This window comes from Pseudomonas sp. TH21, assembly GCF_016651025.1.
GTDB lineage: Bacteria > Pseudomonadota > Gammaproteobacteria > Pseudomonadales > Pseudomonadaceae > Aquipseudomonas > Aquipseudomonas aylmerensis.
Genome location: NZ_JAEKEQ010000001.1, coordinates 6,070,220 through 6,095,940 on the forward strand (window position 1 = coordinate 6,070,220; position 25,721 = coordinate 6,095,940).

23 protein-coding genes are annotated in these 25,721 nt (G+C 62.8%); 14 read left to right on the forward strand and 9 right to left on the reverse strand.

Translation table 11 applies throughout. The features are described 5' to 3' along the window. Positions 1 to 41 precede the first annotated feature (41 nt). The 5 genes from bioD to bioB all read right to left on the reverse strand — a co-directional run bounded on the left by bioD (position 42) and on the right by bioB (position 4,636). Positions 42 to 722 (reverse strand): dethiobiotin synthase, encoded by a 681-nt coding sequence (gene bioD, locus JFU04_RS26985; protein WP_065904689.1) that lies wholly within the window; start codon positions 720 to 722, stop codon positions 42 to 44. Then, entirely contained in the window at positions 719 to 1,531 is an 813-nt protein-coding gene (gene bioC, locus JFU04_RS26990) for a malonyl-ACP O-methyltransferase BioC (protein WP_201146010.1), read from the reverse strand. Before bioC ends, bioD begins: the two co-directional genes overlap by 4 nt. Beyond that, on the reverse strand, positions 1,524 to 2,255 hold the full coding sequence (locus JFU04_RS26995; protein ID WP_201146011.1) for an alpha/beta fold hydrolase: 732 nt from the start codon (positions 2,253 to 2,255) through the stop codon (positions 1,524 to 1,526). Before JFU04_RS26995 ends, bioC begins: the two co-directional genes overlap by 8 nt. Further along, entirely contained in the window at positions 2,248 to 3,417 is a 1,170-nt protein-coding gene (gene bioF / locus JFU04_RS27000; protein WP_201146012.1) for an 8-amino-7-oxononanoate synthase, read from the reverse strand. The genes JFU04_RS26995 and bioF overlap by 8 nt, the downstream gene beginning before the upstream one ends. Positions 3,418 to 3,580: 163 nt before the next feature. Next, a complete protein-coding gene (bioB, locus tag JFU04_RS27005) occupies positions 3,581 to 4,636 on the reverse strand; it encodes a biotin synthase BioB (RefSeq protein WP_016977842.1) in 1,056 nt (351 codons plus the stop codon). Between the two features lie 92 nt (positions 4,637 to 4,728). On the opposite strand from bioB, the gene JFU04_RS27010 reads away from it, so the two are divergent. From JFU04_RS27010 to rarD, 5 genes are all read left to right on the forward strand, one after another. Then, positions 4,729 to 5,466: a ComF family protein gene (locus tag JFU04_RS27010; protein WP_201146013.1), complete on the forward strand. Its 738-nt coding sequence runs from the start codon at positions 4,729 to 4,731 to the stop codon at positions 5,464 to 5,466. Positions 5,467 to 5,523: 57 nt separating this feature from the next. Next, complete coding sequence (locus JFU04_RS27015) at positions 5,524 to 6,288, forward strand: TOBE domain-containing protein (RefSeq protein WP_201146014.1); 765 nt, start codon at positions 5,524 to 5,526, stop codon at positions 6,286 to 6,288. A 79-nt stretch (positions 6,289 to 6,367) separates the two neighbouring features. Beyond that, complete coding sequence (locus tag JFU04_RS27020) at positions 6,368 to 8,266, forward strand: PhoX family protein (RefSeq protein ID WP_201146015.1); 1,899 nt, start codon at positions 6,368 to 6,370, stop codon at positions 8,264 to 8,266. Positions 8,267 to 8,476: 210 nt separating this feature from the next. Then, positions 8,477 to 9,451, forward strand: a complete 975-nt coding sequence (locus JFU04_RS27025; RefSeq protein WP_065904707.1) for a serine/threonine protein kinase — start codon at positions 8,477 to 8,479, stop codon at positions 9,449 to 9,451. A gap of 171 nt (positions 9,452 to 9,622) precedes the next feature. Continuing rightward, positions 9,623 to 10,507 carry an EamA family transporter RarD gene (gene rarD / locus JFU04_RS27030; RefSeq protein ID WP_065904709.1) on the forward strand — a complete coding sequence of 295 codons (885 nt, stop codon included), beginning with the start codon at positions 9,623 to 9,625 and terminating at the stop codon, positions 10,505 to 10,507. A 222-nt stretch (positions 10,508 to 10,729) separates the two neighbouring features. Here the strand turns inward: rarD and JFU04_RS27035 are convergent, their stop codons facing one another. Continuing rightward, positions 10,730 to 11,242 (reverse strand): glycine cleavage system protein R, encoded by a 513-nt coding sequence (locus tag JFU04_RS27035; protein WP_065904712.1) that lies wholly within the window; start codon positions 11,240 to 11,242, stop codon positions 10,730 to 10,732. 365 nt (positions 11,243 to 11,607) lie between these two features. Between JFU04_RS27035 and JFU04_RS27040 the strand changes: the two genes are divergently transcribed. Beyond that, entirely contained in the window at positions 11,608 to 13,785 is a 2,178-nt protein-coding gene (locus JFU04_RS27040; RefSeq protein WP_201146016.1) for a malate synthase G, read from the forward strand. 50 nt (positions 13,786 to 13,835) lie between these two features. On the opposite strand, the gene JFU04_RS27045 is transcribed toward JFU04_RS27040, so the two are convergent. Together JFU04_RS27045 and JFU04_RS27050 are read right to left on the reverse strand one after the other, a co-directional pair. Then, positions 13,836 to 14,276: a hypothetical protein gene (locus JFU04_RS27045; RefSeq protein WP_120450214.1), complete on the reverse strand. Its 441-nt coding sequence runs from the start codon at positions 14,274 to 14,276 to the stop codon at positions 13,836 to 13,838. Positions 14,277 to 14,402: 126 nt separating this feature from the next. Further along, positions 14,403 to 14,849, reverse strand: coding sequence for a response regulator (locus JFU04_RS27050; protein ID WP_065904718.1), 447 nt, complete (start codon positions 14,847 to 14,849; stop codon positions 14,403 to 14,405). A 245-nt stretch (positions 14,850 to 15,094) separates the two neighbouring features. Between JFU04_RS27050 and JFU04_RS27055 the strand changes: the two genes are divergently transcribed. The 8 genes from JFU04_RS27055 to JFU04_RS27085 all read left to right on the forward strand — a co-directional run bounded on the left by JFU04_RS27055 (position 15,095) and on the right by JFU04_RS27085 (position 24,041). Continuing rightward, entirely contained in the window at positions 15,095 to 17,017 is a 1,923-nt protein-coding gene (locus tag JFU04_RS27055) for a putative nucleotidyltransferase substrate binding domain-containing protein (protein ID WP_201146017.1), read from the forward strand. Beyond that, the gene (locus tag JFU04_RS27060; RefSeq protein WP_201146018.1) at positions 17,014 to 17,721 is read left to right on the forward strand and encodes a 3'-5' exonuclease; all 708 of its coding nucleotides are present in this window, start codon (positions 17,014 to 17,016) and stop codon (positions 17,719 to 17,721) included. Before JFU04_RS27055 ends, JFU04_RS27060 begins: the two co-directional genes overlap by 4 nt. A gap of 100 nt (positions 17,722 to 17,821) precedes the next feature. Further along, positions 17,822 to 18,340 carry an RNA polymerase sigma factor gene (locus JFU04_RS27065; protein WP_065904725.1) on the forward strand — a complete coding sequence of 173 codons (519 nt, stop codon included), beginning with the start codon at positions 17,822 to 17,824 and terminating at the stop codon, positions 18,338 to 18,340. Next, a complete protein-coding gene (locus JFU04_RS27070; RefSeq protein WP_201146019.1) occupies positions 18,337 to 19,305 on the forward strand; it encodes a FecR domain-containing protein in 969 nt (322 codons plus the stop codon). The genes JFU04_RS27065 and JFU04_RS27070 overlap by 4 nt, the downstream gene beginning before the upstream one ends. 234 nt (positions 19,306 to 19,539) lie before the next feature. Further along, a complete protein-coding gene (locus tag JFU04_RS27075; protein WP_120450219.1) occupies positions 19,540 to 21,972 on the forward strand; it encodes a TonB-dependent siderophore receptor in 2,433 nt (810 codons plus the stop codon). Positions 21,973 to 22,034: 62 nt separating this feature from the next. After that, positions 22,035 to 23,138 (forward strand): PepSY-associated TM helix domain-containing protein, encoded by a 1,104-nt coding sequence (locus JFU04_RS27080; protein ID WP_065904730.1) that lies wholly within the window; start codon positions 22,035 to 22,037, stop codon positions 23,136 to 23,138. Next, complete coding sequence (locus tag JFU04_RS30380; protein WP_106802451.1) at positions 23,135 to 23,332, forward strand: hypothetical protein; 198 nt, start codon at positions 23,135 to 23,137, stop codon at positions 23,330 to 23,332. The genes JFU04_RS27080 and JFU04_RS30380 overlap by 4 nt, the downstream gene beginning before the upstream one ends. Positions 23,333 to 23,411: 79 nt before the next feature. Continuing rightward, positions 23,412 to 24,041 carry a glutathione S-transferase family protein gene (locus tag JFU04_RS27085; protein WP_106802450.1) on the forward strand — a complete coding sequence of 210 codons (630 nt, stop codon included), beginning with the start codon at positions 23,412 to 23,414 and terminating at the stop codon, positions 24,039 to 24,041. Between the two features lie 293 nt (positions 24,042 to 24,334). Here the strand turns inward: JFU04_RS27085 and creD are convergent, their stop codons facing one another. Next, positions 24,335 to 25,708, reverse strand: coding sequence for a cell envelope integrity protein CreD (gene creD / locus JFU04_RS27090; protein ID WP_201146020.1), 1,374 nt, complete (start codon positions 25,706 to 25,708; stop codon positions 24,335 to 24,337). Positions 25,709 to 25,721: the final 13 nt, after the last annotated feature.

Below are 25,721 nucleotides of genomic sequence, written 5' to 3' on the forward strand. Positions count from 1 at the left end.
TCAAAAACACTAATGGCATAATGCCTTGTCGATAGCCAAAATCAGTCAAGCAGGTCCAACTGCAGGTGCTGCGCCACGGCTTCGGCGCTGGCGTGCTTGAGTTTCGGCACGCGGCCCAGGCACGGTGCGGGCAAGCGTTCGGCCAGGGTGGCAAGGTTTTCTTCCAGACGAGAGGTCTTGGGATCGATGATGTTCGCCACCCAACCCGCCAGCGGCAAACCGTCCCGCGCGATGGCTTCGGCGGTGAGCAAGGCATGGCTGATACAGCCCAGGCGCACGCCGACGACCAGAATCACCGGCAGCTTGAGCGCCATCGCCAGGTCCGACAGGTTGTCCTGGTCGGCCAACGGTACGCGCCAGCCGCCTGCGCCTTCGATCAAGGTGAAATCCGCTTGCCGCGCCAGGATCTGCTGCATGGGCTTCAACAGCGATTGCACGGTCAACGCCACACCCGCCTCGCGCGCGGCCAGGTGCGGGGCGATGGCAGGCTCGAACGCCACCGGGTTGACCTCGGCATAACTCAGCGGCAATGAACATTCGGCCAGCAGCGCCAGCGCGTCCGCGTTGCGCAAGCCTTTGGGCGTGACCTGGCAACCGGAGGCCACCGGCTTTCCGGCGGCGGTGCTTTTGCCGAGCTGGCGTGCGGCGTGCAACAGGCCGGCGGCGACGGTGGTCTTGCCGACATCGGTGTCGGTGCCGGTGATGAAGTAGGCGGCGCTCATAGAGGTTTCTCCAGTACGGCATACACCACTTGGTAAGTCGCCGGCAGGCCCTGGGCCTGGCGGAACTGCTCGTAAGCGTTCACCAGTGCAACAATCCGCGCGCGCCCCGTCAACCCTCCCGGGCGACCCGGGTTGAGGTTATGCGCGCCCAATGCCTTCAATTCGTGGGTGAGGCTGCGCACATCCGGGTAATGCAGCACATGCGGGCGACGCTCCAGGCTCACCACGCGCAAGCCGCTGGCGGCGCACAACTGCTGATACGCCTCGAACGTGCGGAAGCGATTGACGTGAACCAGCCCGTCGACGGCGCGCCAGCTGTCGCGCAGCTCACCCAGGGTGCCCACGCACAAGCTCGCAAACGCCAACACACCGCCGGGCCGCAGCACGCGCCAGGCTTCGCTGAGTACAGCGTCGAAATTCGCACACCATTGCACCGCCAGGCTGGAGAAGATCAGCCCACAACTCTCGTCTTTCAACGGCAGGCGCTCGGCATCACCGGCGATGAAATGCTCGGCCCCGCCCAGTGGACGCGCGTGGTTGAGCATGCCTTCGGCGATATCCAGGGCCACGCCCTGGCTGGCTGGCAATAACCCCGCCAGCGCGCGGCTGAAATAGCCGGTGCCACAACCCATGTCCAGCCAACGATCTGGCGCGATAGCCGTCGGCAGGCGTGCCAGCAGCGCATGCCCTACCGCGCGCTGCAACTCGGCGACGCTGTCATAACTGGCCGCCGCGCGGGAAAAGGAAGCCGCCACCTGGCGCTTGTCCGGCAACGCGCCTGGCAAGGAAGGCTGGGATAGATCAGTCATCGACGCACTCATGCAAAAAAGCCTGGATGGCCCCCGCCACACCGTGGGGGTCTTCCAGAAGAAAAGCGTGACCAGCCTGTTCAATCAGGCCGATTTCAACATCGGGCAGCAGGGCCAGCAAGTGGCTGGCGGCCTCGGCGGGGACCAGTTCGTCCAACCCGGCAAACAGGTGCATCTGCGGGCCGTGATAGGCCAGCAAGGCTTCGCGGGTGTCCAGTTGGGCGAGCAGCTCCAGGCCGCTCATCAATGCGCTGGACGGCGTAGTCGGTGCCCCGCTGACCAACAGGCGCGCCAGCCCACGCGGGTCTTCGGCCCCCTTGGCGCACAGCAGGCCGAAGCGTTTGAGGGTCACCTGTGAGTCGGCATGGCAACCGGCGAGAAACGCATCGAAGGTCTCGGCGGGCATCGCGCTGGGCCAGCCGTCATGGGCGACAAAACACGGGTTGCTCGCCAACGTCAGCAGGCCGCAGCAGCGCTCGCCGCGGCGCGCCGCCAGCTCAGAGGCAAGCATGCCGCCCAGGGACCAGCCGCCCAGCCAGGCGTTGTCCGGCAGCGTGGCGTCGAGTTCGTCGAGCCACTCATCCACGTCGCTGGAAGCCAGCAGCGGCAAGGGCTCGATCTGCACCCGCAGGTGCGCATCAATCCCCTGCAAGGCGGCGGCCAGGGGTTCCAGCGGTGATACGCCAAGGCCCCAGCCGGGCAGCAATATCAGTCGATCACGCATGGTCGGACTCCAAGCGAAAACACGCTTCCAACGCGTTTAACAATAGCTGCACCTGCGCTGCGCTGTGGGCTGCCGTCAAGGTCACGCGTAAACGTGCACTGCCGGCCGGCACTGTGGGCGGACGGATCGCGGTAACCATCAGCCCGCGCTCGCGCAGCCGCTGGGACAGGCGCACAGCCTTGGCGCTGTCGCCAATCAGGATGGGCTGGATCGGCGTAAAGCTGTCCATCAAGTCCAGGCCGAGCTGCTCGGCGCCCTGGCGGAACTGGCGAATCAGGCCATTGAGGTGCTCGCGGCGCCAATGCTCGGTGCGCAGCAACTCCAGGCTTTTCAGCGTGGCGCAGGCGAGCGCCGGCGGCTGGCTGGTGGTGTAGATGTAGGGCCGGGCGAATTGGATCAGGCTTTCGATCAGCTCTTCACTGCCGGCGACAAACGCGCCCGCGGTGCCGAACGCTTTGCCGAGGGTGCCGACCAACACCGGCACGTCCTCCTGGCTCAAGCAGAAATGCTCGACAATCCCACCCCCATTGGCGCCCAGCGGGCCGAAGCCGTGCGCGTCATCCACCATCAGCCAGGCGCCCTTGGCCCGGGCTTCACGGGCCAGTGCCGGCAAGTCGGCCAGGTCGCCGTCCATGCTGAACACGCCATCGGTGACCACCAGGGTATTGCCGGTGGCTTTCTCCAGGCGCTTGGCCAGGCTGGCGGGGTCGTTGTGCAGGTAGCGATTGAAACGCGCCCCGGACAATAGCCCGGCATCCAGCAAGGAGGCGTGGTTGAGGCGATCTTCCAACACCGTATCGCCCTGCCCGACCAGCGCCGTGACGGCGCCAAGGTTGGCCATGTAGCCGGTGGTGAAGAGCAAGGCGCGTGGGCGCCCGGTGAGGTCGGCCAACGCTTCTTCCAGTTCATGGTGCGGCGTGGCGTGCCCGACCACCAGGTGCGAAGCGCCGCCGCCCACGCCCCAGCGGGACGCACCGGCGCGCCAGGCTTCGATCACTTGCGGGTGGTTGGCCAGGCCGAGGTAATCGTTGTTACAGAAGGCCAGCAACGGCTGGCCATCCACCACCACTTCCGGGCCTTGGGGGCTGCCGAGCAAGGGGCGTTGGCGATAAAGGTGTTCGGCACGGCGGGCAGCGAGGCGCGCGGCGAGATCGAAAGACATGCAGGCCTCGGCAGATCAAGGAACTTGAGACTGAATGCGATCAACTGTGGGAGCGGACTTGCTTGCGAAGACGGTGGGTCAGTCAGCACATCTGGCACTGAGACACCGCCTTCGCGACAAGCCCGCTCCCACCTTTGGAATGCATTCCAGATAGAGGACGGCGTCAAACCACGGCGTTATAGAACTGCTCGCTGCTCTTCTGCTCCACCAACGCCTGCTCGATCGCTGCCTGGTGCACTTCATCGGCGTGCTCTTCGCGCGCTTCCGGCAGGATGCCCAGGCGTGAGAACAGCTGCATATCCTTGTCGGCCTGTGGGTTGGCGGTGGTCAGCAGTTTGTCGCCGTAGAAAATCGAGTTGGCGCCGGCGAAGAATGCCAGTGCCTGCATCTGCTCGTTCATCGCCTCGCGACCGGCCGACAGCCGCACATGAGATTGCGGCATCAGGATGCGCGCCACGGCGAGCATGCGAATGAAGTCGAACGGGTCGATATCTTCGGCGTTTTCCAGCGGCGTGCCGGCGACTTTCACCAGCATGTTGATCGGCACCGACTCTGGATGCTCCGGCAGGTTGGCCAGCTGGATCAGCAGGTTGGCGCGGTCGTCCAGCGACTCACCCATGCCGAGGATGCCGCCGGAGCAGATCTTCATCCCCGAGTCACGTACGTAGGCCAGGGTTTGCAGGCGCTCGCTGTAGGTGCGGGTGGTGATGATCGAGCCGTAGAACTCCGGCGAGGTGTCGAGGTTGTGGTTGTAGTAGTCGAGGCCGGCCTGGGCCAGGGCTTCGGTCTGGTCCTGGTCGAGACGGCCGAGGGTCATGCAGGTTTCCAGGCCCATGGCCTTCACCCCTTTGACCATCTGCAGCACGTAGGGCATGTCTTTGGCCGACGGGTGCTTCCAGGCCGCGCCCATGCAGAAACGCGTTGAGCCGATGGCTTTGGCGCGGGCGGCCTCTTCGAGGACCTTCTGCACCTCCATCAGCTTTTCTTTTTCCAGGCCGGTGTTGTAGTGGCCCGACTGCGGACAATATTTGCAATCTTCCGGGCAGGCGCCGGTCTTGATCGACAGCAAGGTCGACACTTGCACGCGGTTGGCGTCGAAATGCGCGCGGTGCACGGTCTGCGCCTGGAACAACAGGTCATTGAACGGCTGCACGAACAACGCTTTGACTTCGGCTAAGGACCAATCGTGACGCAACGTGGCGGTGGTGCTGGCGCTCATGGGCGATTCCTTGATTATGCTTGGGCAAGCGCTGCGGGAAGGGCAATACCCACAAGCGCGACACGGATGCTCGGCATATTTAAGGAAGATTCATGCACTGTCAACCCGACTACAAACACAAGGTTTACATCTGGTTAAAAAACACACAGGCATGTTTACTCTGTGATGAAAGCACCCAAACAGCCGAGTGCGTGTGCACTGCCTGCGAATCGCAATTGCCCTGGCTGACGGAACACTGCGAGGTGTGCGCCCTGCCGTTGCCCATGGACGGGTTGATCTGCGGCCAATGCCAGCGCCAGCCGCCGGCCTTTAAACAAGTGGTCGCGCCCTTCACCTTCAGTTTTCCCGTCGACACCATGATCACCCGTTTCAAGCATCAGGCCCGCTGGCCACTCGGGCACCTGCTGGGCCGCTTGCTGGGTCAGCACCTGCGCCATCGCCTGGACAACGCTGAACTCAGCCGCCCCGATTGCCTGCTGCCGGTGCCCATGGCGCGCAAACGCCTGCGCGAACGCGGTTACAACCAGGCGCTGATGCTGGCGCGCTGGCTCAGCGAGGAGCTGGACATCGGCGTTGATGAACACCTGCTGCTGCGCCCCCAGGAAACCGTCGCGCAACAGGCGCTGGACGCCAAGACCCGCCGACGCAACCTGCTCGGCGCTTTCGCCCTGGCGCCCGGCGCGCTGGTGCAGGGCCGGCACTTTGCGCTGGTGGACGATGTACTCACCACCGGCGCCACCGCCCACAGCCTGGCGCGCCTGCTTCTGAGCGCCGGGGCGCGGCAGGTGGATGTGTATTGCCTGGCACGCACGCCCAAACCGGGCGGCTGACTTGACTCCCGCGCGCCAGCGCTGCAACGTCCGCTCATCTCAACGAAGCGTGTGCCCATGTCCCTGCCGACTTCCCTCAGCCAACACATTATCCGTCGCCCCCAGCGCATCGCCTTGCTGGGGCATATCGCCGAGCAAGGCTCCATCACCCGTGCCGCCAAGAGTGCCGGCCTGAGTTACAAGGCGGCCTGGGACGCCATCGACGAGCTCAACAACCTGGCGCAAAGACCGCTGGTGGAGCGCAGCGTCGGTGGCAAGGGCGGTGGCGGCGCCAAGCTGACGGCCGAAGGCGAGCGCGTATTGCGCCTCTACCAGCGCCTGCAAATGTTGCAGGCCGAGGTGCTGGGTTCGGATGAAGCCGCCAGCGACTTCAGCCTGCTCGGCCGCTTGATGCTGCGCACCAGCGCGCGTAACCAGTTGCACGGGCAAGTGATCGCCATCGAGCAGCATGGCCGCAACGACCTGATCTGCCTGCAACTGGCCGGCGGACTGACCCTGCAAGCGCAAATCACCCACGACAGCACGCAACGACTGGAGCTGGAAATGGGCGTCGAAGTGGTCGCGCTGATCAAGGCGGGCTGGCTGGAACTGCTCGCCCCGGAACAAGCTGCAACACCTGGACACAATTGCATGAGCGGCAGCGTCGAGGCCATTCTCGCGGCCGAGGACGGCCCCAGCGAAGTGCGCATCGCCTTGCCCACTGGCCAGGTTTTATGCGCCCTGGCCCAGCCGGACACACTCAAGGCCCTGGGTGCCGTGGAAGGAAAGACGCTCCAGGTGCAATTTGCGCCGAGCAATGTGCTGCTCGGCACACCGGTGTAGCAACGCCCCGCCTTCAAACTGCAACAATTTCGTCACGCCCGCTCCTTAAGGTGTCTGCAAAAACCGCAGGGAGCCTGAGATGAGCCTATTAGAAGAAAACCAAGCAACCGACCTTGAACAGATGGTCGGCCTTACCCGCCGCCGCTTTATCGGCGCCGGCGCCCTGTGCGGTGCCGCGATGTTCCTCGGCGGCAACCTGCTGAGCCGCAGCGCATTGGCCGTCAACGCCGCCACAGCCAGCCCGTTGCTGGGCTTTACCAGCATCGCCGCCGCCACCAGCGACGCCATCACCCTGCCGCCCGGCTACAGCGCTTCGGTGCTGATCAGCTGGGGCCAGCCGCTGCACAAGAACGCGCCGGCGTTCGACCCGTCCGGCAACGGCACCGCCAAGGCCCAGGAGCAGCAGTTCGGTGACAACAACGACGGCATGAGCCTGTTCGCCTTCCCCGGCGACGATAACCGCGCGCTGATGGCGATCAACAACGAATACACCAACTATCGCTACCTCTTCGCCCACGGCGGTGCGCCGCAGTCGGCTGAAGACGTGCACAAGGCCCAGGCCAGCGAAGGCGTGTCGGTGATCGAAGTGCAGCGCAAAGGTGACAGCTGGCAGTTCGTCCAGGACTCGCGCTACAACCGCCGCATCCACGGCAACTCGCCGATCCGCGTAGGGGGGCCCGCTGCCGGCCACGCCTGGCTGAAAACCGCTGCCGACAAGTCCGGCAAGCAGGTGCTGGGCACCTTTCAGAACTGCGCCAACGGCAAGACGCCGTGGGGCACTTACCTGACGTGCGAGGAGAACTTCACCGACTGTTTCGGCAGCAGCAACCCCCAGCAAAGCTTCGACGCCGGGCAGAAACGCTACGGCGTGGTGGCCGCCAGCAAAGATATCAACTGGCACCTGCATGACCCGCGCTTCGACATCGCCAAAAACCCCAACGAGCTCAACCGCCACGGCTGGGTGGTGGAGATCGACCCGTTCGACCCGCACTCCACGCCGGTCAAGCGTACCGCCCTGGGCCGCTTCAAACACGAGAACGCCGCCCTCGCCGAAACCCGCGACGGCCGCGCCGTGGTGTACATGGGCGATGATGAACGCGGTGAGTTCATCTACAAATTCGTCAGCCGCGACAAGATCAACCACAAGAATCCGAAGGCCAACAAAGACCTGCTCGACCACGGCACCTTGTACGTGGCGATCTTCGATGCAGGCGACGGCGATGCCGACCACCCCAAGGGCAAGGGCCAATGGGTCGAGCTGACCCACGGCAAAAACGGCATCGATGCCAGCAGCGGTTTTGCCAGCCAGGCTGAAGTGCTGATCCACGCCCGCCTGGCCGCCAGCGTGGTGAAAGCCACGCGCATGGACCGCCCGGAATGGATCGTGGTCAGCCCCACCGACGGCCAGGTCTATTGCACCCTGACCAACAACGCCAAGCGTGGCGAAGACGGCCAGCCGGTGGGCGGCCCCAACCCGCGTGAAAAGAACGTCTACGGCCAGATCCTGCGCTGGAAGGCGGATGCCGATAACCACGGTGCCAACACGTTCAGCTGGGACCTGTTTGTGGTCGCCGGCAACCCCGGTGTGCATGCCGGCACGCCGAAGGGCGGTTCGTCGAATATCAACCCGCAGAACATGTTCAACAGCCCCGACGGGCTGGGGTTCGACAAAGCCGGACGCCTGTGGATCCTCACCGACGGCGACTACAGCAACGCGGGTGACTTCGCCGGCATGGGCAATAACCAGATGCTGTGCGCCGACCCGAGCACTGGTGAGATTCGCCGCTTCATGGTCGGACCGGTGGCCTGTGAGGTGACGGGGATCAGCTTTTCGCCGGATCAGAAGACCCTGTTTGTGGGGATTCAGCACCCGGGCGAAACGGGCGGTTCGACGTGGCCGGAGCATCTGCCCAACGGCAAGCCGCGCTCGTCGGTGATGGCGATTCGGCGGGATGATGGTGGCGTCGTGGGCGCCTGATAGGCCGTCTTCGCGGGCAAGCCCGCTCCCACAGGTGAAAGCATTCCAATCTGGGACGTGGGCGGATTGGACGCCGGTGCATGCTGGAACTGGGTCAACTGTGGGAGCGGGCTTGCCCGCGAAGGCGTCCGCACAGCCACCACCTATCTCTGCCCGTGTGCGTTACCATACCCGGCCGGACGCGGCGCTCTGCTGCGCGCAGGAGTTCGCATGGCCCATCCGTTTGAAACACTCACCCCCGACCTGGTGCTCGACGCCGTCGAAAGCATCGGTTTCCTCAGCGATGCGCGCGTTCTCGCGCTCAACAGCTACGAAAACCGTGTCTACCAGGTGGGCATCGAAGACGCCGAACCGCTGATCGCCAAGTTCTACCGCCCCCAGCGCTGGACCAACGAAGCGATCCTCGAAGAACACCGCTTCACCTTTGAACTGGCCGAGTGCGAAGTCCCGGTGGTTGCGCCGCTGATCCACAATGGCGAAAGCCTGTTCGAACACGCAGGTTTCCGCTTCACCCTGTTCCCTCGCCGTGGCGGCCGTGCGCCGGAGCCGGGCAATCTCGATCAACTCTATCGCCTCGGGCAATTGCTCGGCCGCTTGCATGCGGTGGGGGCCACGCGCCCGTTCGAACACCGCGAAGCCTTGGGCGTGAAGAACTTTGGCCACGACTCCCTCACCACCCTGCTGGAAGGCAACTTCATCCCCAAGAGCCTGTTGCCAGCCTATGAATCGGTGGCCCGCGACCTGCTCAAGCGGGTGGAAGAGGTGTACAAGGCTACCCCGCACAAGAACATCCGCATGCACGGCGATTGCCACCCCGGCAACATGATGTGCCGCGACGAGATGTTCCATATCGTCGACCTCGATGACTGCCGCATGGGCCCGGCCGTGCAGGACCTGTGGATGATGCTCGCCGGCGACCGCCAGGAATGCCTGGGGCAGCTGTCAGAACTGATGGACGGTTACCAGGAATTCCACGACTTCGACCCGCGTGAACTCGCGCTGATCGAACCGCTGCGCGCCTTGCGCCTGATGCACTACAGCGCCTGGCTGGCACGGCGCTGGGATGACCCGGCGTTTCCCCACAGCTTCCCGTGGTTCGGCAGTGAGCGGTACTGGGGCGATCAGGTGCTGGCGTTGCGCGAACAGCTCTCGGCGCTCAACGAAGAACCGCTGAAACTGTTCTGACCGAAATGCCCCTGTGGGAGCTGGCTTGCCTGCGATGGCGTCACCTCGGCGAGCCTGATACACCGAGTTGCCTGCATCGCAAGCAAGCCAGCTCCACAGAAAAGCCAGTCCCACTGTCTGATAAAAATCCTTACAATCGCGCTTTGTTAGCTGCCTAAGCAAGGATTCTGCATGCACGCCGCCAACCCTCGCAAAGGGTACATTTTGGGCCTGAGCGCCTATGTCATCTGGGGTCTGTTCCCGCTCTACTTCAAAGCCATCGCCAGCGTACCCGCCGCCGAAATCATCGTGCACCGGGTGCTGTGGTCGGCGCTGTTCGGTGGCGTGCTGCTGATGGTGTGGAAACACCCCGGCTGGTTCCGCGAACTGCGGGACAACCCCAAGCGCCTGGCGATCCTGGCCCTCAGCGGTTCGTTGATTGCGGGTAACTGGTTGACCTATGTGTGGTCGGTGAACAGCGGGCGCATGCTCGAAGCGAGCCTGGGTTACTACATCAACCCGTTGGTGAATGTGCTGCTGGGCATGCTGATCCTCGGCGAACGCCTGCGCCGCCTGCAGTGGGTCGCCGTAGGCCTGGCAGCGGTGGGTGTAGCCCAGCAGGTGTGGCAGGTGGGCAGCTTGCCGTGGGTGTCGCTGGTGCTGGCACTGACTTTCGGGTTCTACGGCCTGATCCGCAAGCAGGCACCGGTCAAGGCGTTGCCGGGGCTGGTGGTGGAGACCTGGATGCTGGTGCCGATTGCGGTGGCGTGGCTGCTGTTCAATCCGTCGGCGCACAGTGCGCAGCTGGAATTCTGGAGCACGTCCGAGGCCTGGTGGCTGGTGGCCGCAGGCCCGGTCACGTTGATCCCGCTGGTGTGCTTCAACGCCGCTGCGCGGCATTTGCCCTACACCGCATTGGGCTTCCTGCAGTACGTAGCGCCGACGCTGGTGCTGCTGGAAGCCGTGCTGCTGTTCGGCGAACATCTGGCGCAAAGCACGCTGATCGCCTTCGCCTTTATCTGGGCCGGCCTGGTGGTCTACAGCCTGGACGCCTGGATGAGCGTGCGCAAACGCTGATCAAATAACGTACAACCCCCTGCAGGCCACGAATGGCGTGGCTTGCAGACATCCACCCCAAGGTTATCCACAACCTGATCCCCGCCATTTGTGCACAAGCCCTTGAAACTGCTCGTTTTTTGCTCAGGTCACGAAGACGCACGCAGTGCGTGGCCTGGGGCCAGGTCTCTACAGGTTATCCACAGGCCCATGCAAGATTTCCATGCATAACCTTGTGCGTGGTTATTCCTCGTTGCGCAGTTCCACCATCAGGTCATCCGCCAGGGTTTCCAAGGACTCCTGCAACGCCTCCAGGGACACGTTCGACGGCACCTGCAGCAGGGCCTCGGCGCTGAACAGCAGGTCACCGCTCATCGGCGCCGGGCGCACATCGGTGCTCAAGCGCTCAAGGTTGACCCCCTGCTTGCTCAGCAGCGCCGTGATCTCGCGCACGATGCCCGAACGGTCATTACCCACCAGCGTCATGAGGATCGGTTTGGACGCCGACGCCTGCCCGCTGCTGCCCTCGCCCACCAGCACCCGAATGCCGTGGGTGGACAAGTCCTCCAGCGCGGCCACCAGGGCCTGACGGCTTTCCGCCGGCACACTGACGCGCAGGATCCCGGCAAACTGCCCAGCCATGTGCGCCATGCGGCTTTCCAGCCAGTTGCCGCCGTGCGCCGCGATGTTCTGCGCGATGCGTTCCACCAGGCCGGGTTTGTCGGCGGCGATAATAGTGAGTACAAGATGGTCCATGGCGAATTCCTCAGATGTTGTTGTTTTCTGCAGGAGCCGGCTTTCCGGCGACAGCGGCCTGATCATCGCCGCGAGGTTCAAGGGCCTCATCGCTGGCAAGGACTCAGCGTCCCCCCAGCTCTTACAAGGTGGACGCAGGCGTGGCCGAAAACAAATCGTGTACCATTTTTAGATTTATCTGGAACAATCTCATAGTTTTTTGAGAACATCCCGTTCTCCGCTGTGACCGTACGACCAAAGTGGGTCGCTAAACGACGTATTTAGTCTAATTTTCACAACCGCAAGTCATCATGTAGTATGCCCAACCGTGCACTACATAATGAAAATCTGAAACAGCGCATAAGCTCCGCAGAGTGAGGCAAGCAATGACTGAACACGTTCAAGTCGGTGGCCTGCAGGTCGCCAAAGTCCTGTTCGACTTCGTGAACAACGAAGCCATTCCCGGCACCGGCATCACTGCCGACCAGTTCTGGGCCGGCGCCGACAAGGTCATCCATGACCTGGCACCGAAGAACAAAGCCCTACTCGCCAAACGCGATGATTTCCAGGCGCGGATCGACACCTGGCACCAGACTCACGCCGGCCAGGCCCATGACCCGGTGGCCTACAAAGCCTTCCTGCAAGATATCGGATACCTGCTGCCAGAAGCCGCAGATTTCCAGGCAACGACCCAAAACGTCGATGACGAAATTGCACGCATGGCCGGCCCCCAGCTGGTCGTGCCCGTGATGAATGCCCGCTTCGCCCTCAACGCCTCGAATGCGCGCTGGGGTTCGCTGTACGACGCGCTGTATGGCACCGACGCCATCAGCGAAGCCGACGGCGCCGAGAAGGGCAAGGGCTACAACAAGGTGCGTGGCGACAAGGTCATCGCCTTTGCCCGCGCTTTCCTCGACGAAGCCGCGCCGCTGACGGCCGGCAGTCACGTCGACTCCACCGGCTACAAGATCGTCGACGGCAAGCTGATCGTCAGCCTCAAGGGCGGCAGCAACAGCGGCCTGCGCGACGACGCCCAGTTGATCGGTTTCCAGGGCCCCGCGGCCGAGCCGATCGCAATCCTGCTCAAGCACAACGGCCTGCACTTCGAAATCCAGATCGACGCCAGCACCCCGGTCGGCCAGACCGACGCCGCCGGCGTCAAAGACGTGCTGATGGAAGCCGCGCTGACCACCATCATGGACTGCGAAGACTCCGTCGCCGCCGTCGATGCCGATGACAAAGTGGTGATCTACCGCAACTGGCTCGGCCTGATGAAAGGCGACCTGGCCGAAGAAGTGGCCAAGGGCGGCAAGACCTTCACCCGTACCATGAACGCCGACCGTGTCTACACCGGCGTGGATGGCCAGGACGTGACCCTGCATGGCCGTTCGCTGCTGTTCGTGCGCAACGTTGGCCACTTGATGACCATCGACGCGATCCTCGACAAACACGGCAACGAAGTCCCGGAAGGCATTCTCGACGGCCTGCTCACCAGCCTGGCGGCGATCCACAGCCTCAACGGCACCAGCAGCCGCAAGAACAGCCGGACCGGTTCGGTGTACATCGTCAAACCGAAGATGCATGGCCCCGAAGAAGCTGCGTTCACCAACGAGCTGTTCGGCCGCATCGAAGACGTGCTGAACCTGCCGCGCAACACCTTGAAAGTCGGGATCATGGACGAGGAGCGCCGTACCACGGTCAACCTCAAGGCCTGTATCAAGGCCGCCAGCGAGCGCGTGGTGTTTATCAACACCGGCTTCCTCGACCGTACCGGTGACGAAATCCACACCTCCATGGAAGCCGGCGCGATGGTGCGCAAGGCGGCGATGAAGGCGGAAAAATGGATCGGCGCCTACGAAAACTGGAACGTCGATATCGGCCTGAGCACTGGCTTGCAGGGCCGTGCGCAGATCGGCAAAGGCATGTGGGCGATGCCCGACCTGATGGCCGCGATGCTCGAACAGAAGATCGCGCACCCGTTGGCCGGTGCCAACACCGCCTGGGTACCCTCGCCGACCGCCGCGGCGCTGCACGCGTTGCACTATCACAAGGTCGACGTGTTCGCCCGCCAGGCCGAACTGGCCAAGCGCGAGCGCGCCTCGGTGGACGATATTCTCACTATCCCGCTGGCGCAGAATACCGACTGGTCCGAGGAAGAGATCCGCAACGAACTGGACAACAACGCCCAGGGCATCCTCGGCTATGTCGTGCGCTGGATCGACCAGGGTGTGGGCTGCTCGAAAGTGCCGGACATCAACGACGTCGGCCTGATGGAAGACCGCGCGACGCTGCGTATCTCCAGCCAACACATCGCCAACTGGCTGCGCCACGGCATCGTCAATGAAGCCCAGGTGCTGGAAAGCCTCAAGCGCATGGCGCCGGTGGTGGACCGTCAGAATGCCGGGGATGCGCTGTACCGACCGCTGGCGCCGGATTTCGACAGCAACATTGCCTTCCAGGCCGCGGTGGAGTTGGTGATTGAAGGGACCAAGCAGCCGAATGGGTATACCGAGCCGGTGTTGCATCGTCGGCGTCGGGAGTTCAAGGCCAAGCATGGGCGTTGAGTAAACACTGAAACGAAAAAAGCCCTGTTCGTGAGAACAGGGCTTTTTTCTTAGTGTGAAGACTTTTGAAAAACAAAAGTGGCCTCACCCGTGCCGCTGATAGTAACTTCTTGTCCCTGATGCTCAAACTTCAAATTGACGTAGTTAATATGATTTATGTACGTATCCGGAAGACCCGCAGACTCGGAAAAAACATAAAACGTCCCCGATATAGGCATTATAAAATAAACACCGTTTTCGTCTCTATAATCGATATTTCCTCGATGCTTCTCTATATCTCGAGGAAAGCCGAACTCGTACCGTTCATCCCGCGGAAACAGCGTATTCCCATACTCCGCTGTCAATGAACCAGCGCCATCCGTGATGACCGAAAAACTTCTCAAGCTTGCTTGTACATTGGAAGAATCAAAAAAGCGGGGCCTTTCATCCCTGATAACTAGAATTCTTGCGTTATTGCTAGCCACTTGATTTTTAGGCTGTTGAGTAGACATAACTAGCTCCTTTGGCGGGATAGGATCCTGATTGAAGACCGGACCCTCCCGTGCAGTAAACTCGCTGACCACTTATTTGCCTACTGTGAGAATTGACAGTTCAAATAAAAAAAAGATAAACGGTACCTACTGCGCCATCCCCAATTCCCGCTTGACCATCTTCGCCAGCTTCACGCTATCAATCGGCTTGAGCAAGAAGTCCACCACGCTCAAATGCATTGCATCGATCACATCCGGGGCTTCGGCGTCTCCCGACATAATGATGATCGGCAACGCCGCACGGGTGGAACTGCGCACCTGGCGAATCAGTTCCAGGCCATTGCTGGGGGCCATGCGCAGGTCAGTGATGAGCAAACCGATGGAGCTGCTGGAGCTCAACAATTCCCACGCTGTCTTGCCGCTGTCGGCCGTCATGCAGCGAATACCGTCCAGGCCCAGGATCTCCGCCAGCAGTTCACGCGCATCCTTGTCGTCGTCAACAATCAACACGCGTTGTGGCGGTAAATCAGGCTCCAGCATCACGGCGCTCAGCGCCTCGCGCTCGGCATCACTCAAAATATCGTGGTCGGACATACAGTTCTCAGCAGTTCTCATCAATCTCCCAGCACACTCGTCAGACATCTGCGGAAGGGCGTTCAATGTGCACTTCGTCGGAAAGTTTGCCTAGTGGGCGTTCTACGGGGTTTGGACGATAGTCATGTAAGGTTTTTCCTTAGTTTTACGCCGTTTTCATCGACCTAGACTTACGTCCAATGGGCACCTGCCGCCCAGGAGTCGACCATGCAGGACGATAACGACAAAAAAATTGCGGTCATGTTATGAGTAAAGCTGATGCCTTCGCCCAAGCGGGGAAAACTGCTGTATTGCAGAACATCCACGGCACCCTGCAGTTCCTGCAACGCTTCCCACCGTTCAACCAGATGGAGCACGCACACCTGGCGTTCCTGGTGGAGCAGTGTCAATTACGCTTCTTCGGCCCCGGCGAGAGCATCCTCAAACCGTCGGGCGGGCCGGTGGAGCACTTCTACATCGTCAAGCAAGGCCGCGTGGTGGGTGAACGGCCGGACTCGAAGCAAGCCACCTTCGAAATCACCGCCGGCGAGTGTTTCCCCCTCGCCGCGCTGTTGGGCGAGCGGGCCACACGGACCGAGCACAAGGCCGCCGAAGACACCTTTTGCCTGCAACTGAACAAGCCGGCCTTTATCAAGCTGTTCGCCCTTTCCAGCCCGTTTCGCGACTTTGCCCTGCGCGGCGTCAGCAGCCTGCTGGACCAGGTCAACCATCAGGTGCAGCAAAAAGCCGTGGAAACCCTCGGCACCCAATATTCCCTGAACACCCGCCTGGGCGAGTTGGCCATGCGCCACCCGGTCACCTGCAGCCCGCAAACACCGCTGCGTGAGGCGGTGACGCTGATGCACGAGCAGCAAGTCGGCAGCATTGTGATCGTCGATGAACACAAGGCGCCGCTGGGGATTTTCACCCTGCGCGATTTGCGCCAGGTGGTGGCCGATGGCACCAGCGATTTCAGCCAGGGCATCGACGCCCATATGACCCAGGCGCCGTTCTTCCTGACCCCGGACCACAGCGCGTTCGACGCTGCCATCGCCATGACCGAACGGCATATCGCCCACGTGTGCCTGGTGAAGGAAAAGCGCCTGTGTGGCGTGGTGTCCGAGCGCGACCTGTTTTCCCTGCAGCGGGTCGACCTGGTGCACCTGGCACGCACCATCCGCAACGCGCCCCGGGTGGAGAACCTGGTGGCGATTCGCGGCGAGATCGGCCAGTTGGTCGAGCGCATGCTGGCCCACGGCGCGTCGTCGACGCAGATCACCCACATCATTACGCTGCTCAACGATCACACCGTGTGCCGGGTGATCGAGCTGACCCTGGCGGAAAAAGGCGACCCAGGCGTGCCCTTCAGTTGGCTGTGTTTTGGCAGCGAAGGCCGCCGCGAGCAGACGCTTTTCACCGACCAGGACAACGGCATCCTGTTCGACGCCAAGGACGCCGTCGAGGCTGCGACCCTGCGTGGGCGCCTGCTGCCCCTGGCGCAGCAGATCAACCAGAGCCTGGCGCTGTGCGGCTTCAGCCTGTGCAAGGGCAATATCATGGCCGGCAACCCCGAGCTATGCCTGTCGCGGGCCGAATGGGCGCGGCGCTTCGGCGCGTTTATTCGCGAGGCGACGCCGGAGAACCTGCTGGGTTCGAGCATTTATTTCGACCTGCGCGTGGTGTGGGGCGATGAGCGCGGCTGCGAACAACTGCGCCAGGGCATTCTCGATCAGGTCGCGGATAACCGGCTGTTCCAGCGCATGCTGGCGGAAAACGCCTTGCGCCAGCGCCCGCCCGTAGGACGTTTCCGTGATTTTGTGCTGTCGCGCAAAGGTGCGGAAAAAGCCACCCTCGACCTCAAGGTCCAGGGCTTGACGCCCTTCGTCGACGGCGCGCGATTGCTCGCCCTGGCCAATGGCATCCACGCCAATAACACCCTGGAGCGCCTGCGCCAGTTGGTGGTCAAGGAGGTGATCGAGCCGCTCGACGGCGCCGCCTACGAAGAGGCCTACCACTTCATCCAGCAAACCCGCATGCAGCAGCATCAGTTGCAGACCCGGGAAAACCAGCCGTACTCCAACCGCGTCGACCCCGACAGCCTCAACCACCTGGACCGCCGCATCCTGCGTGAGTCCCTGCGCCAGGCCCAGCGCCTGCAAAGCAGCCTGACCCTGCGGTACCAGCTGTGAGCCTGTTCGGCTGGCTGCGCGCGGCTAAACCCGGGCTCGATGCCGCGCAGCAACAACGCCTGGCGCAATTGCCCAAGCCTGCAGCCCTGGGCGACGGTCCGCTGCGCAGTCAGCGCTGGGTGGTGGTGGACCTGGAAACCAGCGGCCTGAACCTCAATCGCGACCAGGTGCTGTCGATCGGTGCAGTGGTCATCGAGGACGGCGCGGTGGATTTCTCCCAGCTGTTCGAGCGCACCTTGCACCGCGCCGACACCAAGCTCAGCCCCAGCGTGCTGATCCACGGCCTGGGCCCGAGTGCAATTGCCGCGGGCAGTGATCCGGTGGAAGCGCTGCTGGATTTCATGGCGTTTGTCGGCGACAGCCCGCTGCTCGCGTTCCACGCGCCATTCGATCAGCACATGCTGTGCCGGGCGCTCAAGGACAGCCTGGGCTATCGCCTGGCCCACACGTTTCTGGATGTGGCCGACATCGCCCCACTGCTGTGCCCCGAAGCGCATATCCGTGAAGCCGGGCTGGATGACTGGATCCATCACTTCAACCTGCAGGTGGGCGAACGCCATCATGCCAGCGCCGACGCCTTGGCCACGGCGGAGCTGATGCTCATCCTGTTGAGCCGTGCGCGCCAGCAGCAGATCGACACGCCCCAGGCGCTGCAAGAGCGTTTGAGCCAATGGAAACGGCGTAAACAGGCGCCATCGTTTTAATGTCATCTCCCGACAGACGCCAATTGCGCCCACCCCACGCCTCTGACACAATCGCGAATAATTCTCGTTAGTTTAAACCTCTTGTCTATTCGGTGATGCCTTGTCGTCGGTCCAGAACCCACACAGTGAGCTTGTTGGCGCGTTGTATCGCGACCACCGTGGCTGGCTGTTGGCCTGGCTGCGGCGCAATGTGGCCTGCCCGAGCCGCGCCGAGGACCTGAGCCAGGACACCTTCATGCGCTTGCTCGGCCGTGACGAGTTGCGCGCACCCCGCGAGCCGCGTGCCTTCCTGGTGGCAATCGCCAAAGGGTTGTTGTTCGACTACTTCCGTCGCGCAGCGCTGGAACAGGCGTACCTCAGCGAATTGATGCTGATCCCGGAAAGCGAACACCCCTCGCCCGAAGAACAGCAGTTGATCCTCGAAGACCTCAAGGCCATCGACCGCCTGCTCGGCAAGCTGTCGAGCAAGGCCCGCGCGGCCTTCCTCTACAACCGCCTGGATGGCCTGGGCCACGCGGAAATCGCCCAGCGCCTCGGCGTCTCCGTGCCGCGCGTGCGCCAATATCTGGCCCAGGGCATTCGCCAGTGCTACATCGCCCTGTATGGCGAGCCGCTGTGAGCGTGATCAGTTCCAAGCCCGTGTCGGCCCGTGTGCTGGATGCGGCGATCGCCTGGCAACTGTCGCTGGATTCCGGCGACGGCAGCGCGGTGGAGCGCGAGGAATTCGACAAATGGCTGGCCAGCGATGAAGAGCACGCCCGCGCCTGGCGCCAACTGGGCATGCTCGACCAGCGCTTCAGCGTGGCCTCGGGCCCGGCGCGGGCGGCATTGCTGCAGTCGCGCGAGGGCATTCGCCAGCGCGTGCGCAAACTCGGCAGCGGCCTGGCGAGCATTGCGCTGGTGTGCGGCCTGGCGCTGTTTGCCGGCGAACGCTACGTGCCGATCCACTATTGGCTGGCCGACCAACGCACGGCCACCGGTGAACAGCGCACGCTGAAACTGGCGGACGGCACGCTGATCAACCTCAATACCCACAGCGCCATCGATGTGCGTTTCGATGACAAGCGCCGGCTGATCGTGCTGCAGGAAGGCGAAATCCTCGTCGAGACCGGCCACAACGATGCGCGCCCGTTCTACGTGCAAACACGCGACGGCAACCTGCGGGCGCTGGGCACGCGATTTATCGTCAAGCGCGAAGACCACGCCACGCGCCTGAGCGTGCTGCAGTCGGCAGTGGGCGCCCAGCCCGAGGCATTGCCGCAGGAACAGATCTTCAAGGAAGGCCAGCAAGTGCTGATGCGCAGTGACGGCCTTGGTCCTGCGCTGGCCGTCACCCCCGCTACCGATGCGTGGACGCGCGGCATGCTGGTGGTCGAAAACGCCCGTCTCGGCGATGTGGTGGCCGAGCTTGGTCGCTACCGCACCGGTCATTTGGGTGTGGATAAAAGCGTGGCGGACCTGCGCATCACCGGCAGCTTCCCGTTGCACGACACCGACCTGGCCCTCAACGCGCTGCTGCCGACCCTGCCGGTGCAGATCCAGCAGCACACGCCGTGGTGGGTGACGGTGACCGCCAAGCCTTAGCTCAGGCGGGGCCTGGGCCATGGCTATCGCGGGCAAGTCGAATCGTCGCACCGCCCCTCCCACAGGTTGATGTGCGAATACCTCAAATGTGGGAGGGGCGGTACGACGATTCGACTTGCCCCCGATGAGGCCCTCAAACCCACCACAAAAAATATTTTGATGCTGCCCTATCACTTTCCGATTCTCGTTCGGCACATAGGCAATTGCGAATTACTTCCATTCAGGAGCCGCCCTATGTCCCGCACGCTAGACACCTTGTTGCGCCCCAGCCTGTTAGCCGTGGCGATTGCCCTTTGCACGCCGCTGGCGAGCACCGCGCTGATCGCCGCCGAGCAGTCCGCCAGCGTGCGCGCCTACAACCTGCCGGCTGCGCCGCTGTCCAGCACCCTGAACCAGATCGCCAGCCAGGCCGGCCTGGCCTTGACCCTCAACCCGGCGTTGGCATCGGGCAAGACCTCGGCGCCGGTCCAGGGCCAGTTCGATGCCCCGGGCGCGCTGCGTGAGGCACTGCGTGGCACCGGGCTGCAGCTGGAGCAAAGCAGTGCGGGGACTTATTCCCTGGTGGCGATCCCGGAAGGCGTGATGGCGCTGCCGGTCACCAACATTACCGGGCAAGAGGGCAACCAGGAAAGCGCCTGGGGCCCGGTGCAAGGCTACCTGGCCACACGCACCGCCGCCGGCACCAAGACCGACACCGCCCTGGTGGAAGCGCCGCGCTCGATCTCCGTGGCGACCCGCGAGCAGATGCAGGACCGCAACGTGCAGAACCTGGATGACGCGGTCAAATACATGCCCGGCATCGTGTCCGCCAGCTACGGCAGCGACACCCGTTATGACTGGATGCGCGTGCGCGGCTTCGAACCTACCCAGTTCCTCGACGGCCTGCCCCTGCCGCGCGGCGTGTATGCCAACCCCAAAGCCGAGACCTGGAACCTCGACCGCATCGCCCTGCTGCGCGGCCCGGCCTCGTCGGTGTATGGCCAGACCCCGCCAGGCGGCCTGCTGGACATGGTCAGCCGCCGTCCGAGCGCCGAATCGAGCAATGCCATCCAGGTGCAATACGGCAGTGACAACTACCGCCAGATCAACTTTGCCAGCACCGGCAAGATCGACGATGAAGGCCAGTTCCTCTATGGCGTCAGCGGCGTGGTGCGCGATGCCGGCACCCAGGTCGACCACATCGACAACAAACGCTACAACATCGCGCCGAGCCTGACCTGGAACATCGACACCGACACCAAGCTGACCCTGCTGTCGCAGTTCACGCGTGACGATACTGGCACCACCAGTCAATTTCTGCCGATCCAGGGCACCAAGATCAAGCTCCCCCAAGGCGAGGTCTCCCACCACAAGAACCTCGGCGACCCCGACTATGAGTTCTACGACCGCACCTACTACGCCCTGGGTTATGCGTTCGAGCATCGCTTCAACGATACCTGGCAGTTCAAGCAAAACCTGCGCTATACCAAGTCTGAGCTGTCGTTTCAGCAACTGACGGTCGGTTCCTATATCTACTCCCCGGCTGACGCCAACGGCAATATCAGCCGCTCGAGCACCAACGTTGACGAGGACATCGGCCAGTTCGCAGTGGATAACAATTTCCAGGCTGACTTCGCCACGGGCGACATCACCCACACGGTACTGCTGGGCCTGGACCACCAGCGCACCGACACCTCCTTCCGGACGATCTACGGCACGGCGTCGAACATCAATATTTTCAACCCGATCAACACCGTGCCCACCCTGCGCCCGACGGACGTCACGCCGTACTACGACTACAACCAGAAAACCATCCAGACCGGCCTCTACGCACAAGACCAGATGGCCCTCGACAACTGGCGCCTGACCCTGGGTGGGCGTGAGGACTGGGTGCATCAGGGCACCACTTACTTCAACAAGCTGGACGCGACCAACACTGACCGCAGCAAGAACTTCAGCGGCAACGCGGCGCTCAGCTATGTGTTCGATTCGGGCTTCGTGCCCTACCTGTCGTACGCCGAGTCGTTCCAACCGGCGAGCAACGCCAGCGTCGACCCCGTCAAGTCGTACAAGCCCACCGAGGGCAAACAATGGGAACTGGGGATCAAGTACCAGCCACCTGGCTCCAATACGCTGCTGAGTGCGGCGGTCTACGACTTGACCCAGAAAAACGTGCTGGTGACCCGGATCGGCTCGGGTAACCAATCGATCACCGACCAGGCCGGCGAAGTGAAGGTCAAGGGCCTGGAACTGGAAGCGGTGTCCGACGTGACCGAAAACCTCAAGGTCATCGCCGCCTACACCCTGTCCAAGTCCGAAGTGCAAACCGGTATCTACAAAGGCAACCGCCTGCAACTGATCCCCAACCAGCAAGCCTCGCTGTGGACCGACTACACCTGGCACACCGGTGTACTCGATGGCTTCGGCATCGGCTTCGGCGCGCGCTACACCGGCAACACTTATGGCGACCAAGGCAACACCTGGACGGGCAAGGCCAACGCCTACACCGTGTTCGACGGCGCGGTGCACTACGACCTCGGCCGCCTGGACAACAGCCTCAAAGGCGCCTCGGTGAAACTCAACGCCACCAACCTGTTCAACAAGGACTACATTTCCACCTGCGATGGGTCCTACTGCTACTTCGGCGACCAACGCAGCGTCGTCGCCAGTGCCACCTACCAGTGGTAATCGACTGAGTTAACCATCAGGCCGTCCTCCGGGGCGGCTTTGGTGCGCCTGAAGGCTGGAAAATGAAAAGTAAAACCATCCGCCGCTGGTCCTTTATCCACACCTGGACCAGCCTGGTCTGCACGGTGTTCCTGCTGCTGCTCGCCCTGACCGGGCTGCCGCTGGTGTTCCACCACGAGATCGATCACCTGCTGGGCAACGAGCCAGAACTGGCGCAGATGCCCGCCGATACGCCGCAGCTCAACCTTGAACAGCTGGTGGCCAAAGCGCAGGCCCATCGCCCTGGCGAAGCCATGCAATACCTGGCGTGGGACGAGGACGACAAGAACGGCGTGATCGCAATCATGGCTGCGACGGCCGGCACCGAACCCAACTCGTCGCACACTTTCATGCTTGATGCGCGCACCGGCGACGCTGTCGAAATGCCCTCCGCGAATGGCGGGCTGACCCTGTTCCTGCTGCGCCTGCATGTGGATATGTTCGCCGGCCTGCCGGGCAAGTTGTTGCTGGCGTTCATGGGCATTCTGTTTGTGCTGGCCATCGTGTCGGGCACGGTGCTGTACCTGCCCTTCATGCGCCGCTTGAAGTTCGCCACCGTGCGCCAGGACAAATCCACCCGCCTGCGCTGGCTCGACCTGCACAACCTGATCGGCGTGGTCACCCTGACCTGGGCGCTGGTGGTGGGCGTCACCGGCGTGATCAGCGCCTGTGCCGACCTGATCATCGCAGCCTGGCGCCAGGACAGCCTCAGCGCCATGATCGAGCCGTACAAACATGCCCCGCCGCTGACCCAGCGCGCACCCGCCACCGAGCTGCTGAGCATTGCCGCCCAGGCCGCGCCAGGCATGCAGCCGGACTTCATTGCCTTTCCCGGCACGCGCTTTTCCAGCGAGCACCACTACGCGGTGTTCATGAAGGGCAGCACGCACCTGACCTCCCACCTGCTGACACCGGTGCTGATTGACGCCAGCACCCTGGCCGTCACCGCCATCGCCGAACGGCCGTGGTACATGGACGCCATGGGCATGTCCCAGCCCCTGCACTTTGGCGATTACGGCGGCATGCCGATGAAAGTCCTCTGGGCGGTACTGGATGTGCTGACCATCATCGTGCTGATCAGCGGGATTTACCTGTGGATCGTCAGGCGCAAGGCGGGCAAGGCATGAAGCCACGGCAGTCGAATTTCTGGAAAGTGTTTGGCATTCCGCTGGGGATTGGCCTGCTCAGCGCCGCCGGGTTGTTTGCGGCGTTGCTGGGGGATGGGTGGTGGGATTCGCTCAGTTGGGTGGGGCTTGGGATACCTGCGGTGATCGGTGTATGGGCCCTCCTGCGGAAGCCGGCTTGCCGGCGAAAACCCTGAGAGTACCGCGTCAAATCTGATGCACTGCGCTATCGTAAGCGTCCTTCGCGAGCCCGCTCGCCCCTCCAGAGGAATGCCCATGTCTGTGCCCAGCATGACCTTGTTCCACAACCCCGCTTCACCGTTTGTTCGCAAAGTTCGCGTGCTGCTGATCGAAACCGGCCAGCAAGACCGCGTGGCGCTGCACGGCTGCATGCCGACGCCGGTCAACCCGGATGCGCAGGTGGTGCAAGGCAACCCCGTGGGCAAGATCCCGGCCCTGCGCCTGGCTGACGGCAGCGTGTTGCATGACAGCCGGGTGATCCTCGATTACTTCGACCACCAGCATGTCGGCAACCCGCTGATCCCCCGCGACGGCTCGGCCCGCTGGCGGCGCCTGACCCTGGCCTCGATGGCTGACGGCATCATGGATGCGGCCGTACTGGTGCGTTACGAGTCGGCCCTGCGCCCGGCGGAAAAACACTGGGCGCCGTGGCTCGACGAGCAACGCAACAAGATCCGCCGCACCCTCGCCGAGCTGGAACAGGACGCCATCGCCGAGCTGACCAGCCACTTCGACATCGCCTCGATCAGCGTGGCCTGCGCCCTCGCCTACCTCGACTTCCGCCACCCCGATATGCACTGGCGCGCGGCCAACCCACAGCTGGCCGCCTGGTACGCCGAGGTCAGCCAGCGGCCTTCGATGCTGGAGACCCAGCCGCCGGTATAGCCCTGTTTCCACCTGACCCTGTGGCGAGCGGGCATCTTGTGGTGATCGAACTCCCTGTGGCGAGCGGGCTTGCCCCGCGTTGGGCTGCGAAGCGGCCCCATCAGGCCACCGCGTTTTATCCAATGAAACTCATCTCAGGTTTTGGGGCTGCTGCGCAGCCCAACGCGGGGCAAGCCCACTCGCCACAGGACACCCGCTCACGACAGGAGGCTCGCCCGCCACAACCACGGGGAACAGCCGGTTGATCCTCGCCACCAACCGCGCCTTCACCCGCTGATCCTCACGCAAGCCGATCATTGCACGTCCTCCAGGTCGAACTGCAACGGCTCGGCGACCTTGCGCTTGCCCACGCCGTACCAATCCAATTTGCGCGTCAGCACCATCACCGTCCCCAGCAGGCCAAACAGCAACAGCGAGCCCATCAGCAACGCGTAATCCTCGGCACTCAACAACCCGTACAACAAGCCATACAACGCCGCCAATCCAGCGGAAAAGCCCAGGCCATGGGCGACGCTGCGCAGCACGTGGCACACATAAAATCCGATCAGCAACACACAGGCACTCGCCGAGATCAGGTAGGCCAACGCAAAGCCCAGGTGCTCGGACAACGACAACAGCAGCAGGTAGAAAAACGCCAGTGCAAAGCCCACCAACGCATACTGGACCGGGTGCACCGCCAGGCTCTTGAGCACTTCGAAGAGGAAGAAACCGGCAAAGGTCAGGGCAATGAACAGCAGCGCGTATTTGATCGCGCGGTCGCTCTTGAGGTACTGGTCCACCGGATCGATGAAGTTCACGCCAAAGCTGCGATTGTTGAAGTCGTTGCAGCCCTGGCTGTCCAGGCAGGTTTGCAGGGCCTGCTCAAGGTTGGTGGAGAAAAACGAAGTCTGCCAGCTGGCGCTGAAGCCTTGATCGGTGACCTCGCGCTGGGTCGGCAAGAAGTTGCCGATGAAGCTGGGGTGCGGCCAGTTGGAGGCGAGCGAGACCTGGCTGGTCTTGCCCACGGGCACCACTCGCAGTTGTTCGGTGCCTTGCAGGCGCAGGTCGAAAGCGAAGTCCACCACGGCCGGTTTTTTACTGTCCTGTTCGGGCAATGCCACGTGCACGCCCTCTCCCAGCCAGTCCACTTGGGAGCCCGGCGAGAACTCCAGGCGCTGGCTGCCCAGCTCGAGTTTCAGCGCGTTTTCGATACCACGAATATCACTGATGCCCACCGCCAGGAATGCCGGTTCGAAGCGGTAATCGGCAAAGTCTTCGGTGATCCCCAACTGCGCAGGCAGCTCGAAACGCCCGCTGATGCGGGTGTCGGCATGGAACAGCCGCGCCTGGTAGATGCCCCGGGCACGCAGTTCGGTTTGCACCTTGCCGTCGAGCTCGAAACGGTCCGGCAGGAAATACAGGCGACCGCGCTCTTCACGGGTGACCTCGTAGCGTTTGTTGAGCTTTTCATTGAGTTTCCACTCGCGCACGGTCTTGCGATACGGCACCACCATCACCGGTCCGGTGAGGCGCTGGGCATAGCTGGAGCTGCGCGCGATGTCCATCAGGACGCCGTCGCGCAGTTGCTGCCGATCGCCGATAATGCCGTTGATCATCAGCAACGGAATCAGCAACAGCAGGATCAGCAGCGCAATCGCGCCAAGTTTGAAAAGCAGGCTGCGGTTCATGGGTCTCTCCCTG

Coding starts and splice junctions, on each gene's coding strand:
- JFU04_RS27020 (WP_201146015.1), top strand. CDS start 6,368: ATGAGCCTATTAGAAGAAAACCAAGCAACCGACCTTGAACAGATGGTC.
- JFU04_RS27015 (WP_201146014.1), top strand. CDS start 5,524: ATGTCCCTGCCGACTTCCCTCAGCCAACACATTATCCGTCGCCCCCAG.
- JFU04_RS27075 (WP_120450219.1), top strand. CDS start 19,540: ATGTCCCGCACGCTAGACACCTTGTTGCGCCCCAGCCTGTTAGCCGTG.
- JFU04_RS27055 (WP_201146017.1), top strand. CDS start 15,095: ATGAGTAAAGCTGATGCCTTCGCCCAAGCGGGGAAAACTGCTGTATTG.
- bioF (WP_201146012.1), bottom strand. CDS start 3,417: ATGTCTTTCGATCTCGCCGCGCGCCTCGCTGCCCGCCGTGCCGAACAC.
- JFU04_RS27035 (WP_065904712.1), bottom strand. CDS start 11,242: ATGGACCATCTTGTACTCACTATTATCGCCGCCGACAAACCCGGCCTG.
- JFU04_RS26995 (WP_201146011.1), bottom strand. CDS start 2,255: ATGCGTGATCGACTGATATTGCTGCCCGGCTGGGGCCTTGGCGTATCA.
- JFU04_RS27010 (WP_201146013.1), top strand. CDS start 4,729: ATGCACTGTCAACCCGACTACAAACACAAGGTTTACATCTGGTTAAAA.
- creD (WP_201146020.1), bottom strand. CDS start 25,708: ATGAACCGCAGCCTGCTTTTCAAACTTGGCGCGATTGCGCTGCTGATC.
- JFU04_RS27080 (WP_065904730.1), top strand. CDS start 22,035: ATGAAAAGTAAAACCATCCGCCGCTGGTCCTTTATCCACACCTGGACC.
- JFU04_RS27040 (WP_201146016.1), top strand. CDS start 11,608: ATGACTGAACACGTTCAAGTCGGTGGCCTGCAGGTCGCCAAAGTCCTG.
- JFU04_RS30380 (WP_106802451.1), top strand. CDS start 23,135: ATGAAGCCACGGCAGTCGAATTTCTGGAAAGTGTTTGGCATTCCGCTG.
- JFU04_RS27045 (WP_120450214.1), bottom strand. CDS start 14,276: ATGTCTACTCAACAGCCTAAAAATCAAGTGGCTAGCAATAACGCAAGA.
- JFU04_RS27050 (WP_065904718.1), bottom strand. CDS start 14,849: ATGTCCGACCACGATATTTTGAGTGATGCCGAGCGCGAGGCGCTGAGC.
- rarD (WP_065904709.1), top strand. CDS start 9,623: ATGCACGCCGCCAACCCTCGCAAAGGGTACATTTTGGGCCTGAGCGCC.
- JFU04_RS27085 (WP_106802450.1), top strand. CDS start 23,412: ATGTCTGTGCCCAGCATGACCTTGTTCCACAACCCCGCTTCACCGTTT.
- bioD (WP_065904689.1), bottom strand. CDS start 722: ATGAGCGCCGCCTACTTCATCACCGGCACCGACACCGATGTCGGCAAG.
- bioB (WP_016977842.1), bottom strand. CDS start 4,636: ATGAGCGCCAGCACCACCGCCACGTTGCGTCACGATTGGTCCTTAGCC.
- JFU04_RS27025 (WP_065904707.1), top strand. CDS start 8,477: ATGGCCCATCCGTTTGAAACACTCACCCCCGACCTGGTGCTCGACGCC.
- bioC (WP_201146010.1), bottom strand. CDS start 1,531: ATGACTGATCTATCCCAGCCTTCCTTGCCAGGCGCGTTGCCGGACAAG.